This window comes from Halothiobacillus diazotrophicus, from assembly GCF_001663815.1.
GTDB lineage: Bacteria > Pseudomonadota > Gammaproteobacteria > Halothiobacillales > Halothiobacillaceae > Halothiobacillus > Halothiobacillus diazotrophicus.
This window is the reverse complement of sequence record NZ_CP016027.1, coordinates 105,454-119,753: the sequence shown is the minus strand read 5'-3', so window position 1 is coordinate 119,753 and position 14,300 is coordinate 105,454. Positions and strand designations below refer to the sequence as shown.

At 61.2% G+C, this 14,300-nt stretch carries 14 protein-coding genes; 1 reads left to right on the top strand and 13 read right to left on the bottom strand.

The window, feature by feature from the left end; translation table 11 throughout:
- Positions 1 to 18: 18 nt before the first annotated feature.
- Genes A9404_RS00525 through A9404_RS00515 form a run of 3 tightly spaced genes read right to left on the bottom strand, consistent with a single transcriptional unit; the run spans position 19 to position 7,972 of the window.
- Positions 19 to 285 (bottom strand): hypothetical protein, encoded by a 267-nt coding sequence (locus A9404_RS00525; RefSeq protein ID WP_082922615.1) that lies wholly within the window; start codon positions 283 to 285, stop codon positions 19 to 21.
- Positions 282 to 3,614 (bottom strand): hypothetical protein, encoded by a 3,333-nt coding sequence (locus A9404_RS00520; protein WP_066097690.1) that lies wholly within the window; start codon positions 3,612 to 3,614, stop codon positions 282 to 284. Before A9404_RS00520 ends, A9404_RS00525 begins: the two co-directional genes overlap by 4 nt.
- Positions 3,614 to 7,972 (bottom strand): tape measure protein, encoded by a 4,359-nt coding sequence (locus A9404_RS00515; RefSeq protein WP_066097688.1) that lies wholly within the window; start codon positions 7,970 to 7,972, stop codon positions 3,614 to 3,616. Before A9404_RS00515 ends, A9404_RS00520 begins: the two co-directional genes overlap by 1 nt.
- An 11-nt stretch (positions 7,973 to 7,983) precedes the next feature.
- Here A9404_RS00515 and A9404_RS00510 point away from each other — a divergent pair, with 11 nt between their 5' ends.
- The gene (locus A9404_RS00510) at positions 7,984 to 8,181 is read left to right on the top strand and encodes a hypothetical protein (protein ID WP_066097686.1); all 198 of its coding nucleotides are present in this window, start codon (positions 7,984 to 7,986) and stop codon (positions 8,179 to 8,181) included.
- Positions 8,182 to 8,217: 36 nt separating this feature from the next.
- Here the strand turns inward: A9404_RS00510 and A9404_RS00505 are convergent, their stop codons facing one another.
- From A9404_RS00505 to A9404_RS00460, 10 genes are all read right to left on the bottom strand, one after another.
- The gene (locus A9404_RS00505) at positions 8,218 to 9,006 is read right to left on the bottom strand and encodes a phage tail tube protein (RefSeq protein ID WP_066097684.1); all 789 of its coding nucleotides are present in this window, start codon (positions 9,004 to 9,006) and stop codon (positions 8,218 to 8,220) included.
- A complete protein-coding gene (locus A9404_RS00500; RefSeq protein ID WP_066097682.1) occupies positions 9,003 to 9,245 on the bottom strand; it encodes a DUF7210 family protein in 243 nt (80 codons plus the stop codon). Before A9404_RS00500 ends, A9404_RS00505 begins: the two co-directional genes overlap by 4 nt.
- Positions 9,242 to 9,679, bottom strand: a complete 438-nt coding sequence (locus A9404_RS00495) for a phage tail terminator protein (RefSeq protein WP_066097680.1) — start codon at positions 9,677 to 9,679, stop codon at positions 9,242 to 9,244. Before A9404_RS00495 ends, A9404_RS00500 begins: the two co-directional genes overlap by 4 nt.
- A 1-nt stretch (position 9,680) precedes the next feature.
- Complete coding sequence (locus tag A9404_RS00490) at positions 9,681 to 10,499, bottom strand: discoidin domain-containing protein (protein WP_066097677.1); 819 nt, start codon at positions 10,497 to 10,499, stop codon at positions 9,681 to 9,683.
- Positions 10,499 to 10,807: a hypothetical protein gene (locus tag A9404_RS00485; protein ID WP_066097675.1), complete on the bottom strand. Its 309-nt coding sequence runs from the start codon at positions 10,805 to 10,807 to the stop codon at positions 10,499 to 10,501. The genes A9404_RS00490 and A9404_RS00485 overlap by 1 nt, the downstream gene beginning before the upstream one ends.
- Positions 10,807 to 11,313 (bottom strand): phage protein Gp36 family protein, encoded by a 507-nt coding sequence (locus A9404_RS00480; RefSeq protein ID WP_066097673.1) that lies wholly within the window; start codon positions 11,311 to 11,313, stop codon positions 10,807 to 10,809. Before A9404_RS00480 ends, A9404_RS00485 begins: the two co-directional genes overlap by 1 nt.
- Before the next feature lie 20 nt (positions 11,314 to 11,333).
- Positions 11,334 to 11,666: a DUF2190 family protein gene (locus A9404_RS00475; RefSeq protein WP_066097671.1), complete on the bottom strand. Its 333-nt coding sequence runs from the start codon at positions 11,664 to 11,666 to the stop codon at positions 11,334 to 11,336.
- A 68-nt stretch (positions 11,667 to 11,734) separates the two neighbouring features.
- Positions 11,735 to 12,013, bottom strand: a complete 279-nt coding sequence (locus A9404_RS00470) for a DUF7210 family protein (RefSeq protein ID WP_066097669.1) — start codon at positions 12,011 to 12,013, stop codon at positions 11,735 to 11,737.
- A gap of 45 nt (positions 12,014 to 12,058) precedes the next feature.
- Positions 12,059 to 12,982, bottom strand: coding sequence for a major capsid protein (locus tag A9404_RS00465; RefSeq protein WP_066097667.1), 924 nt, complete (start codon positions 12,980 to 12,982; stop codon positions 12,059 to 12,061).
- Positions 12,983 to 13,015: 33 nt separating this feature from the next.
- A complete protein-coding gene (locus A9404_RS00460; RefSeq protein ID WP_066097665.1) occupies positions 13,016 to 14,092 on the bottom strand; it encodes a hypothetical protein in 1,077 nt (358 codons plus the stop codon).
- Positions 14,093 to 14,300 lie beyond the last annotated feature (208 nt).

Below are 14,300 nucleotides of genomic sequence, written 5' to 3'. Positions count from 1 at the left end.
GATGCTCCCATGGTTGATTCAGGTCTCGATATCGATGGAAATGGTGGCGCCCAAGCGAACGGACTGAACGATGCCGGTCATCGTCTGACCGTGGTCGGTCACGATGGCGCGGGCGCGCAAGGGTGGATTGGCGAACTGCCCGGTCAGAAGACCCCGGGCATTGTCGAGGGTGACGGTCAAGGTCGGCGATTCACCGCCAAGGGCGCGCCGGTAACCGGAAACACCGATGATCTCGGGTTCGGTCAGGATGATCGGTGGTACACGGTTGATCGACAGCGTCTTCATGCCAGAACGGCCTTGAGCGGCAGGTCGACCGAAATCAGCCGGTTGGACTGATACTGCCAGTTGACGCGATCCGACAACGTCAGCAAATCCGTATCGATCAAGACCAGTGCGGCACGACCAGGCTCGCGCACGTCGGGCACCATGCAGACGGGTTCGATTCCCTCGGCGGCGACGTGGTCGACGAGTGCAATCAGCGCATCGGCGTTATCGCTTTCGAGCGCGCTGCCTTGATCGATCGACCAGCGCCAGTTTCCGCCCATTCCGCGCCCGCGGTACAGCGCGGCGGGGTTCAGGCCTTGTCCGCGCGCGAGCCCGTATTGACGGACCAGTTCCAGACTGGAGGCACCCACGGTCGGTTGCCAGCCGCTACCGGCATACAGCCAACCGATTTGCGCGCCGGTACCGGCACCGGTCACCAGAACGCGCAGATACCGGCCGGTGCGCCCGGCACTGAAGGATACAATCGGGCCGTTGCTGATGGCCGGGTTGGATGACCATTCCCCAATCGCCACATCCCCACCGCTAATCGTGACCCCGGCTGTGACAGGCAGACTATGCAGGGCGATCAGCAGGATCGGACATGCCGTCACCGACCCCAGATCGATATCCAGCACGACCGTGTCGCCATCCCAGGAAAACCCTTTGCCGATGCGCGGCAGTCGCAGTCGATCCGGACCATGGGTGGCCAGGGCATCGAATGTCCAGGCATCGCCCGGGAGAAAGGATGGCGCTGCACCGGGTACTGCACTCAGTACAAGGCCATCCCCAAGGTCGATCGCAGCGCCATACAGATCGGCGGTCTGCCAGGTGCCGCCATCACGGCGCCATTGCAGTTGTCCTCCCTCGATCTGATAGCTGATGACGTCGCCGACCTCGAACGGGATGCCGCCGGCAGCAAGCTGGGTGCGCGCGGGACCGTTGACGTAATCGTTTGGGTTCGCTGGATCCCATGCCCAGTCGGGCAATGCGCCGGAAATACTGCCGCGCACGGTCCAGGTCTGCACCGACGAACCGTCGGTTCCTTGAGAAAATGCAGCAGCCTGTGCGGCAACCAGGGGAATGACGAACTGGTCTCCGGCGACATAACTGGCGCCACCGCCCGTGCCGGAGATCTTGATCTGGAACTGATCGCCGTCGACCAGCTTATCGACGCAGTCGATGGCCAGGCCGAATCCGAATTCCTGGGTGCTCTGCCAAACGCCATCGCCATCCTTTTTCGCGGCCACGTAAATCTGATTGGAAAATGCCGGGGGATAATCGGTGTCGTCCGGAACCCACCAGAATGCGGTGGTCGGATCGTCATGCCAGCAGCCGTCCCCGGCCGCGGTGCTGGCATCAGACTTTGGGAGAATGCCCGCCGTCAGGCGGATCAGGTCGCATTGGCTGCGATAGCGGGCAAAATACTTCACGCTCGATGCCTGGTACGGGCCGCCCGCCATCGTCCCCATGTCGGCACGGACCGAGGACCAAAGCGTATCCCATTGCGTCACGGCATCGGCATTGTCGATCACATCCAGCAAACAGGGCAGGATGATGCCGATGGCGGCATCGACGAGGTCGATATCGGAGGTATCCGCATTGAATACCTTGCCGGAATTGATCGGTTCCACGATCGCGCTGCCAACGGCGAGTACCGAATTCGGCGCATCGATCGGTAGGCACTCCGGCCAGTTCTGCGCGGAGACATTCAGCGATGATTGGATGAACACCGTATTGCCGTTGCTGTCGGTAAACGTCGCGGACAGATTGGGCATGCTGCCGGAAATCGCTACCTTGGTCCCTGCCAGCGTATCGGCAAATGCCTGCGCCATGGCGGAAGAGCCGTATGTGTCGCCGATGGCCCACTGAACGCACGGCGTATCGTTGACGCCGATGATTTTGACGTTTACCTGCCAACCGTTGTTTCCCGAATTCGTGTTGGCCTGCACCAGCTCGTCCCGCCAGGTGTAGACGGCCGTGAGCCGGGCGAGATAGTCCGGGTTGATGTTCGTCATGGTTACCCCCTCCAGGCCAAGACATTTTGAAGAGATCGAACCGACCGTCATCGTGCTGCAATCGCAGGTCGATGACGGTCGTGCCTTGTAGGTGAACGTGATGGTTTTGTCGCTAGCCTGGCTGCCGAGCACCAGGGGCGACCAGCAGATCGCCGGCAGGATCGCCCCGGATGATGTCCGCGCCGCCAATGTGGCCTTGCCGCTGATTCGTGCCTGTGCGCTGCGCGGCGCGACGATTCTCGGAATCTCGAATGCAATCGGACCGTTGCTGTAGGCCGTGCCTGTGGTTGCGCCATTGAGTAGGCCAGAGACCGAGCCGGAGACCGTCCATGTCTCGCTATTGGCCGCACCGCCCTGACAGCGGATCGTGATGAGTTCGGTGGGTGCATTGGCCGCGGCCGCCACGTTGGCGATGGGCTCGGCGTAGATGCTGCGAATCGCGCTCGTCGCCGGCAGCGCATGGGCATCGGTACGCAACGGAATGTCGGTGATGGCCATACCGCCCGGAGCCCGATCGGCAGCAATGACACCCTGCACCGTGATCAATGCCGAGCGGGCACTGATCTGGGTGAGGAAGTCATACAGGGTGACGGCGGAATAGGTTTCGAGCGTGTTGCCATCCGTCAGCGAAAGCGTATAGCCCCCCGTCACGCCGAGAATCCGGGTTTCCGGCGGAATCTCGTACTCTGGCATTGGATCGATGTGATAGGACCAGACACTGCCGGTCCAGGCCTTCCACTGCCGGAAAACCTGCGGAAAGCCCTCGAAGCGGATGCGCGGAGCATTGGCCGGGATATTGCCGTCCGACGTGGGCGGACCGCCCCAATCAAATTGCGTACCGTCGAAATCGACCGTTCCTTTGTTGATGGCCTCCAGCGTCGCAAAAGAGAGGGGTGCTTCCGAGAGATTGCGTGTCACGGTGAGACTCAGGCTGTTGCCAGGCAGCCCGGGTATTTGAGCGGCGAGCGTGACACCATAAAAATCCAGCGTCGCCGCCACGGCCGGCTCCCCGGCATCGAGCAGAGTGAACGTCAGCGTCTCGGCCACGGCGCCCGGTGCGATGGCCGAGATGGTCATCTTGCCGTTGCCCACGCCACGCACGACCGGGGCAGATGCACGCATTGCGGATCCCGAACCCCCAAGCACCTGAACATCCACCGTGGTATCGCTGGCGCCGGTATAACTCCCCGTCAGGTTCATTCGCCCCCGTCCCTGTCGGCTGACGGACGTCTGTCGGATATCGGTGCTGCCCCGCTGGGTACTGGCCGAAATCGTCGCCGTGCGCAGGGCATTGTCGACGTTGCCAATGATCCGGTTGACCGAAATGCTGTCCATTACTTGACCCCCCGCCGTGTCAGGTCGGAGAAGACCGGTTGCAGTTTGCGGGCCAGGCTATCGAGCGTGGCGTTGTCGTTCACGTCCAGTAATCCCTGGATGTAGATATTCGGGGCGAGCGTTGTCGTTTGCATGGTCGAAGCAGCGGGTACGGGGGCCGTTTGAGGTTGCGTATCGGTTGGTGATGGCGCCGCGGCAGTCGTGTTCTGCACGGGGTTGGCCAAGGCCGAGGCTTGCTGCGCCGCAGCCGCATCGACCTTGGCCTGTTGCTCCTTGGCCTTCGCCTCGGCCAGTGCGGCATCGTTGAGTTTGGTCTGGATGGCCAGGGATTCCTTCAAAGAGGCTACGGCCGCAGCATTGCCGGCGGCTTTGGCCGTGTCGAGCTGCTGCTGCAGGTTCAAGAGTTTCTGTTGGCCTTCGATCCGCGCGGCATCGGCATAATTGCCCTGCTGGTTGGCCAATTCTTCCTGCAACGAACGCAGGGTGGCATCGGCCTGATCCTGCATGTCCTTCAGCTTGTTGTTGACCGCATCGATCTGAGCCTGGAGCTGACTGAGCGTCGCGGCATCGAGATCCCGATACTTGTGGCTGAGCGCGACCAGTTGATCCCGCTGCTCCGCAAGCGACAGCGTGCCGGCATCGCTCGCAGCCTTGATGCCTGCCAACGCCAACTGATAACGCAAGTTCTCTGCGGCCGCCTCGGCAGCGGCCTTCTTCTGACTGGCGATCGCATTCAACACCGCGCCGAATCCCTCGTAGGCGGTGATTTGAGCGGCGCTGCCCAGCTGGCGCATGTCCTTTTCTGCCTGGAGAACATCGGCATTGGCCGACTGTAGATCCGCTTTGAGCTTGTCGATCGGGCCGTTGCCAGCCGCTGCATCCAGCTCCTTGATGGCACGGGTCAGTCCATACCAGGACTGCCCCTGGCGGATGGCGAGATTGATGTTTTCAGCCAGGCTCTGATTGTATTTTCCGACGGCTGCAATTTGCCCGGTGACTGCTTCCTGATAACCGGATAGTGCCGGAATGCCGGCCAGCGTGGCCTTGCTGGATTGCTGCGTTGCCTCGGCCTTTTTCTGTTCGGCGTCTGCTGCCTGGCTGGCCGTGTCTGCCTCAAGCTGTTTGGCCCGGGCGACCTTCTGTGCCTGGGCAATCACCGCTTCATCTGCGGCGGTCAGTTCGCCATCCGCCGCCAGTTGTGCCCTGAGTTCGGCCACGTAGGCACTGGCGGCGTCCGCTTCCTGCTGCTTCGCGGCGGCCATATTTTGAGATGCCGCGATTTTTGCATCGGCCAGTTGCAAGCCGGCTCGGGCGGCTGCCACTTCGTCATTTTGCGATCTGGCCAGGTCAAGGGCTGTCTGCGCGGCGGTGATCTGGGCATTGCCATAGTCCTGCACCGCCTGGGTATTGGCGCTGGCGCTGTCGGCCGCACGCTTGTATTCGTCGGCCAGTGCCTTAACGGCCGGCTGGGCATTGATGGCGGCAACCTGACTTTGCTTGAGCGCATCGGCCATGCTGACCTGAGCTGCCTGGGCATAGAGCGCAGCGTCGGCGACGCCGCCATTGGCCTTGACGGCGATTTGCGCATAGGCCTCGAATGCGGCTTGTTGCTCGCTGAGAGTGCTGTTACCGCCGCGAATCGCATCGTAAGCAGCCTTGGCATCGCTCGCCTGTTTCTGCAATACCTTTTCACTGGTGATGCCCAGATTGGCGAAGGCTTCATCCAGGGACTGGATGCCGGGGATCGTCTGCTCGATCTTCAGACGCTGGGCATCCATCTGGTCGCTGAGCCGACCGGCGGCATCGGCATTCAGCACCTGTTGCTGCTGCAGCGCAGCCAGTTTTCGCTTCAAGGCGTCGATGTCGCTCTGAGTTTTCGCCGTATCGATGGCTTTGCCGAGGGCCTGTTCCATCACGGGTGCGATGTCCCTGGCCGTGTTGCCGGTCGCCAATAACCCGGTTTTCAGGTTGTCGATATTGCCCATGGCATCCGTGATGCCCTGGGTTACCTGGCCCATGGCCGTTTTGACATCCACACCCGCGCGGTTCGCCGCTTCATCCAGGGCAGCCTGAGCCGCATCGCCAGCCGCTTTGGCATCCCGGGCAAACCCGTTGAACGCGATGGCGCTGTTCTCGTTGAATCGGGCCAGATCGGCATTGTTGAGATCGTGCACCACCGCCGCCCAGCTTCCACGCACGTCGGCGGCGGATATTTTCCCTTCTTCACCCAGCTTGCGCAGTGTTTCGCCGAATGCCTGGATGCTGCCGCCGGAACCGATGTCCACCGCCTTGGCCATGTCTTCCAGGGTTTTCTTGGTTTCAGCGCCTTGCGTTTTCGCGGCATTGAACTGGTCGATCAGCTTCTGCGCGCCGATGCTGATCCGGTTGTTCAGGGCATCCTGGCCGGTTTTCAGATCATCCAGGGCCTGGTGGGCATCCTTGGCATTCGCGGTAACCTGCTCGCCAAGCTGCTGTTGGGCATAGGCGAGATTCAGCAGCGTGACGTTATAGCGGCGGGCAGCATCGATCTTGTACTGATAATCCTGCTTTTCCGCGTCGCTCATGGCCGCGAATTCGGCTGCCGTTGCTTGCGTCGTGTCTTTGTACTGCGCCAGTGCCGCCAGGGTCGCCTGCAGATCGGCACGGTGCTGAAGTTGCGCGCTGTGCTGTCTTTGATTCAGCGCATCCAGGTTTTTCTGCGCCTCGCTGTTGGCCTCAGCGAACTTAAGCACCTGATTGATGGCGAGGTCGGCGCCCGCCACGGCGATCGTCACCACCAGGCTTGTCGGCATGGCGGCAAGCGCCGCCCGCAGACCGCCCGCCTTGACCGTTGCCGAAACCAGTTCCGTGGCGACTTTCATGACCGCAGGCACCGTCTTCGCGGCGAATCCGGCCGCCATGGCCACCCCGGCCGTCGTGGCGATACTGGCAATGGCATCGAGATTGTTGGCGATGCCTTCGATGGCATTGGCCACCGAGGCCGATGCCTGATGGGTTTTGTCGAACTCGCCCAGCATCAGCGTGAAATGGGTTTTCACGTTTTCCGTCGCGCGGGCGATGGTCAGCGGCAGTTTGGCGAAACTGTCGTCGATGGCCTGCTTCTGATCGAGCAGCGCCTTGGTCACCACGTCGGCGGTCAGCTTGCCGTCGGCGGCCATTGCCCGCAATTCGCCGCGAGTAACGCCCAGCGATTTCGCGATGGCATCGCCAATCACCGGCGCCTGCTCCATCACGCTATTGAATTCATCCCCCCGGAACACGCCGCTGGCCAGTGACTGGTTGAGCTGGATGATGGCGGCATCAGCCGATGCCGCTGAACCGCCGGACAGGACGGTCGCCTTGGCGATGGTATCGGTCAGCGCCGTGATTTCCGACAGCTCGGATTGGGTGGAGCGCCCCAACGAGGCATAGAGTTCGCCGACGGTCTGAATATTCTGGCCGGTCGTCAGTGCCGTTTCGCTGACGGCCGCCATGGCATCGTCGAGATTGCCGTGATCGCCGATGGCCAGTTTGATCCTGGCTTCGAGACTCTTGTAATCATCGGCCAGTTTGGCCAGATTACCCGCCGCGGTGATGGCCGACTGTGCCCCGAGGAAAGCCAGTAACCCCCTTCGTGCCTCGGCAAGCTGATCCGAGATCGAACGCACACCCTGAGCCGTCTTGGTATAACTTTTGGTAGAATTTTCGTTGGCATCTGCCGCTTGTTTGGCAGCCTCGGCAGTATTCGTCAGCGCAACGTATTCCGTTTTCAGCGAGTCGATCAGCGCTTCCTGCGCCTGGCTCAAAGCGCGAGTGCTTTGATTGATCCGAGTCTGTTTCTCCGACAAAGACGTCGTTGCCACCCCGGATTCAGCCATTTGCTGCCTTAGGGACTGCAATGCCAGCCGCTGGTCCTGATAGATTTTTTCAGTATTGCGGGTGACGGTTCTTGCGCGTTCGAACGCAGCGGTTTGCTGTTTTACGTCTTTCTCTGACTGTGTGAGGGCTCGACTTAGCTCCGTTATTTGCTGGGATGTTGCCTGTTCGTCTGTTGCCGCATCCTTCAGAGCCTTGCGCCAGCCCGCACTGTTTTGTTCGGCTGACTTAAGGGCAATAGCCATTTCCGCGGTATTGGACTTGGCCTGTTTTAGCGCAGTGGCGGAATCACCAACTGCCGCCTTTATTTGCTTGAACTGATCAATCAACGCCTGCTGCTGATTGAGCTTGCTTATCTCTGCATTCAGGGCAGCGGCCTGGGCCTCGAATTCCGTCGTTTCCCCGCCGGCAGCCTTGATTTCGCCAATCAGGTTCTGGATGTTTTCCAGCCCGGTTTGCGCTATTTTGAGCTTGAGCGAGAGTTCGAGATTCTGCCCGGACACGGAGGCACCCCATGAATGAAAATCGCAAAGTTAAAAATCAGCCGGTTGCCCAGCTGATTACCTGGCTCGTGATCGTTCCGCTGTTCGTGTTCATCGGTGCCGATCACGACCGCGCCTTCGGCTTTCTGATCATCGCCGCGCCCTTGCTGGTGCTGGGCATCGGCGGCGGCTATCTGGCCTGGTATTTCGGCCGCGCATTGTTCAAATAGATCGTCGACCGTCTGCGGACGATCGACGTGCCGTCATCAGGCGGCCGGCATCCACTTGACCTGCATGTACGGCCCGAACAGGGAACCGGGAACGTCCAGTTCCTGGCTATATACGGCAGGGCCGGACATCGTCAGCGGCGTTGCGGTGTCGGAGATCCAGCCGAAATCCCCATCGAGATTGAGATCGGCTTGCGGGATGATGACTCGGCCCTTGTCGCCATCCTGGTTCTTTCCGGTGAAAAGCACGCCGGTACTGACCTTCGTGCTGGTCATTGCGGCCACGTTCACATGGGTGTCGTTGCTGTAGGCGACGTTGATGGGCGTGGTCAGCGTACTGAAATCCAGCACCTGATAAATGCCTTGGTCCGCGTCGATCAGCTTGTAATGAGTGCCCGCAACCAAGGTCACCGGCGTGCCATTGCTGTCGGTCAACACGACGGCGCTGGCTTTCGTGTTTTTGAGGAAGAAGTATTCGCCGGCACTCAGATTCGCCGGCAGCTTTTCCCCGGTTTGACTGCCGGGATCCACGATCAGCAACTCACTGAAAAATGCCCGGGCGAATGCCTGTGCATCAAACTGCAGCATCGTCAGTTTCACATCCAGCGACTTGCCCTTGATCCGGCGGGAAAGATCCAGTCGTTGCCCGGAACAGGTTTCCTTAAGTGTGTCGTATTCGATTTTCGGCGACGTGACGAAGCTGCTGGTACCACAGCCGATCGGCAAGAGGTTGGTGAGGTAACCCATTTCCGGCGTGCCGTTGATCGGGTCGTATTTGCCGAAGTACACCGGGCCCTGTCCGTCCCAGATCATTTTCTTGGTGATCATGCTTTAGTCTCCTGATTGCTTGCCTGGCTTTTCGCATTGGCGGTGGATGATGGGGTCGGTACAGGGGCCGGATCGTCGGCTGGTTTCTCATTGGCCGCCGGTGCGGCGGATTTCTCCTCTTCGGCGATCTCCATGGGGATACACCAGGCGGCATCGCTGTTCGATAGGAGGAGAACCGTATCCTTGGGATATTCCACGCCTTCATGGGTGTGGGGTTTGAGCAGTTTGACTTTTTTCATGATGCCTCCTCGCAGGCGCTGATGTGGTTGAACGAAGTGCTCCAGACAAGCGGGAAATATCCGTAGCCGTTCTGGTAGGTCGGCAGGGGTGCCGAGGCAATCTGCAATGGTTTGTAGCCCGATGCCGGGCGCCAGCGGTTCAGGGCATCGAAGGCGGTATCCATCAGCGGCGCGGCGTTCAAACGCAGGGCTTCACCGGTTTTCAGGGTTCGGGCATTGCGTACCACGATCACCGTCATCCAGGTTTCGCCCAACACCACGATCGGGTGGGTTTCGATGGGCTTGTATCCCAGGTAGATCACATGCACGGCCGGGGCTGGCTGGGTCTGTTCCTTGACATTCGCCAGATCCTGCGCCGTGAGTACCTTGACTTCCTCCGGCATGATTCCTTCCAGCCGCGCGACGAGTTCGGCCTCAATTCCCATGAATGCCATATCAACCGGCCTTCACGCACCACACGCCGCCCGTGAATCCGGCAGGTGAGGATTTGAGATTGGGTAAACCGAAGGCCCCAGACGGCGTTTGCGAAATGACTGGATGGCCGCCATACAGGATCAGCTGGCTGATGGCGAGATAAGTCGAACCGTCCGAGGCGGTGACATTGAGCCGAAAGGCGTTGTATTCGCCATCGAGCTTGCTCGCATCGAGTTCGTAGGTTCGGCTGGATCCGGCATCGCCCCAGCCGACCTCTCCGGTGCGCTTGTCCAGCACCATCCAGGTTGAACCCCCATCGGTAGAGCCCTCCAGCGTGAAGTCCTTCGGTTCGGCCCCCGTGCCCGCCCGGCTGACGATGGCGTATTTCGTCAGTCCTTGGGCAGCAGGCAGTACGATCTTCAACTGACCGGTCATCACGCCACTGGCCGTGATCCAGTTTGATGCCGAATCCGAGCCCGTTGTCCCATCGAATGCCCGATATGCTTCATAACCCGCGGCATAGACCGTCGATGCGCTGGACACATAACCCGCCGGTGCATTGTCGGCGGTCATGGCCGGAATCAGGCTGGCCGCCTGGGCCCGGGTGGTCAACTCGTCGACCGGGTTGTTGTAGCGATCGCCGAACAGGGCATACAGCACGGGGTTATCCGCAATAACGGGAGACTGGCTGTTGTCGAGCGGAATCCAGCCTGCGGGGATCGCATCGGGCAGATAGGCGGCCATGTAACCCGGCGGCAGGGCCGCTGCTCCGCCGCCGCCTTGGGCAATGGCGTTCAGTACCGGCGTGAGATTCGTTTGCGGATACACGATGACAGGCATCAGCAGGTCTCACTGTCGATGAAATCCAGCGTCACGTCACCGCCGGTGGCCAGTACCCGAACGGCCATTACCGGCCCGGGAAAAGTGACGGACGTCGGTTCGGCGATACTCGTCTGCAGATCGACCCAGCGCATGTTGCCTTCCGGCACGGGTACACCGCCGATGTGCAAGGGCGTGGCACTGATCTGTACCGTCGCCGTGGCGCCGGCCGCGGGGAAAAGACATGCCGTCCAGGGTGCGCCCGGCATGTCGATGCGCTGCGTCGACCCGTCGGCGACGAGCTGGCTTTGTCCATGGTCGAGTTGCATCAGTAACGCTCCCAATCAAAGGATTTTTTGGCGGTCTGCACCGACATGCGGCCCGGTACCTGCGCCGTCTGGGTATCGGCCACACCCAGGCTGGCCCGACCGGCGGACAGATCGCGCAGATAGGTATCCGCCCAATCGGTGCCCTTGCGAATGGCGTCCGGCAACTGGGCGCCATACAGTCGGCGCAGGGCAATGGCAGCTACGGCGGCCGGCAGGTCCGAACTGCCGATCAATTCATCCGACAGCGGCATCACGGCCTGATATCGGGGCGCCAGGTAGGTGTCGGCATGACGACCGGCACCGGCCAGCACCTCGCTCAGCCAGACTAGGGCATCGTCGGCCAGGGCGATCACCTCGGCGGCATAGCCGCTGCGATCGCCGCCCGTCACCGTCAATTGCAGCAACGTGCCATCGACGCGCGGATCCGGGATGGCGCGCTCGGCCAATTCATCCCAACCGCCGGTGGCGGCGCGGGCGATGTCGTCGATGGTGGCGTAACCGGTCATGGGATCGAGCCTTAATCCGTTCAGATGCCGCGCAGAATGCGGATGACGTCACCGGCAGCTGCGGCGGCATCCAGGGCATGGCCATTGTTCGCTCCGGCGGACAGGGGGATCGCACAGGCATTGGCATCGGCTTCCACCGGATCGCCCACGGTGATCGCCGCGCCGGCTTCCACCAGAATCACGCCCAGACTGTTCGCCGTGGCCTGTTCTCCGGCCGCCGCATCCAGTTCGGCGACGCCGATGGCCTTGGCGCCCGCGGCACACGGGTTGCCATCGAAACCGATGAAGCGGTTGATGGTGAGATCCGCCGCAGCGGTGATCGAGGTGGTCAGAATCGGTTGATAGGTTTTCATCGGTTGGCTCCTCTGAGGTCATGGTCCCGGCCATCTGGACCGGGTACTGGGCTCGTTCATTCGGCAGATCAGGTCTTGGATACGCCCTGGATGATGACGCCGGCCTTCAGCAGATCAGTCGCCTGTCGTTCCGTCAGCTCGGGCAAAGAATCGCCCGGGGCGTATCGGTCGCCGTCATGCAGCAGCGGTTCGACGGCGACGAAATCGCCGGGCGGTGTGGACTGCTGTGCCGGGCTGCCGGTTTCGGTTGATGCCTCCGGGGTTTGTCCGGCTTGGGGTGTTTCGACCGGGGTATCTTCGACCGGGGTGGAGGCAGCGGCGGTATCGGCAGTGCGTTTGTTCGCCATGGTGATGACTCCTTACGTGACGGATTTGGCTTCAGGCAAACCGGATCAAACGTTGGTATCGCTGATCAGGTAGCCGGCTTCCGCACCCAGCAGATACGGTCGATAGGTGTCGGTGGCCCGGATCAGCTCCAGCTTGCCGTCTTCGGTGCGCGTATCGACCGTGGGATTTCCCCGCTTGCGCAGGGTGTAGCCATAGCTCGGCTCATAGGGCGTGCGGCTGCCGCCTGCGGTCATCGGTACGTAGGCCAGAACGATGTTGTCCGCCCAGATGTCGGAGAACGTATCGGCGTTGTCGGCTACGTACACGCTCCGACCGATGACGATGTTCTCGATTTCGAAAATCTGTTTCAGGTCTGCCAGCTGCACCAGTCGCGGCCGGGTGTCGGCCAGAATGGCCTTGAGCTGCGGATTGCGCTTGAGGGCACGCCAGGCGGCATCGCCGATCACCATCGTGTTCGGGTTCTTGGCGATCTTGCCGCGGATGGCGGACTTGGCATCGTCGATCACGCCTTCCGGATCCGAATCGGCATGGGTGAACTGGCTGGTGCCCGACAGGGTGATCTTGTTACCGGCGGGATAATTGGCCGGATTCTGGGCCAGGTCGGCGCACATTTTCTCGCGACGCAGCTGGATGGCTTCCGTCACCACGTTGGTGCCATGCGCCTGGAGCGGGAATGCCGCCTCGGCATCCTCGCGATAGTCGATCGGATACTCCAGATCGTGTTCGTCGAGCACCACGTCGATGCCGCCGATGTCCTCGGGTTGAATGCGATTGCTCTTGGCCCGCAACGCGCGTTCGGTGTTGTAGAGGCGGAAACTTTCCTTGCCGAATTTCGGGATTTTCCCGCCTTCCTTATCGACGGGGGCGATGGGGAACAACGTTTCGGCCACGAGGGCATCGTTGCTGTAGCCGATGGCCAGTTGGGTCAGTACCGGATCGACGATACGCAGTTTGGAAAGACGGCTCATGGGGTTCTCCTGATCGGCTGATGACGGTGGCGATTACTTCATGACCGCTTGGGCGGCGGTGCGGTAATCGACGTTGTGGGTTTTCATGTATGCGCGGATTTTCTTGTCGGCTTCGATGCGGCCCGGGTCGGTACCCTCGGCGTATTGCACGCTGTCGTCCTCGGCATCCGGCGCAGCCCGATCCTTGGTCGCGACCTCGCCGAATTCGACGGCGGTCGGCAAGGCCGAGAGAAATACCCGCAGAACCTTGTGCATCGGTTGGGCATCGTCGCCCTCGCCGAAGGCGACCGAATGGCCCTCGGCGTCGGGGGCCTGCACCGTATCCAGAACAGCGGCCATAAGCGGAACATGATCGGCCTTGATGCGCCCTTCCTGGCTGAGGGTTTCGGCAAAGGCCACGTTGTCGGCATGACGGCGGTCCGCCGCTTCTTTCTGCTGTGCGGCCTCCATATCGGCCAGGCGCTGGGTCAGCGTGGCATTCTCGGACTTCAGACGGTCGGCTTCTTGAGGGGTCACGGCGGTTTCCTCCGGGTTCGGGTCGGCTTGGGTTGGCGAGGGAGCTGCCGGATTTAGGGCAGCAGGATCGGTCGGGGTTGAATGATCAGCGGGCACGACATCGGTCATCGCGACTTCAGCGGGCATGGCATCGTTGGGGAGATCGAGGCCTTCGGTGAACAGGACGCAATCGTCCTCAACCTCGGAGAACGCCGGATCGTCCAGCCCCTTCACGGCCGGCGGCTCGGCACCGAGCAGACCGACGTGGCGCAAGTACCAAACGCCCGGCACAGGGTTGCGTGGCGAGTCCGGGCGATAGAACTTGGCGGATACCTTGCCGTAATCACGGCGGTTGACCTGCTCGGCAAATGCGGGATCGATCCGGTCCGGCAGCGCAAACAGACCGCGATCGGTATGGCTGAGCGCGTGCACCCAGCCCTTTGCCGGATCGTCCGTCTTGGGATGACCGATCACGAACGGCGCTTCATGCCGTTTCGGGTCGTAGGCCTTGGCACTGGCCGCGAGATCACCCTCGGTAAACTGGATGACTTCACCCGCCGCCGTGATCTGGCGACCGGCCTTGAAGATATGAATGGGCAGTACTTGCTTGGGCATGACCGGCGCTCGTTCTGATTGAATGAGCCCAGTATCGGGATACGCGCGGTCGGCGTCTTTTAATGGCGTTTATAGAGTGAAATGAGCCGCGATGTGCGATCCGATGGCGGCATGAAGGGCAAATCGGTTTTTTGACGTGGTCAAAAGGCGTCAAAAACGATTTGTCGCGCCGAGATGAGCAATGGGTCGGTTTTTCCGAAGGAAACGC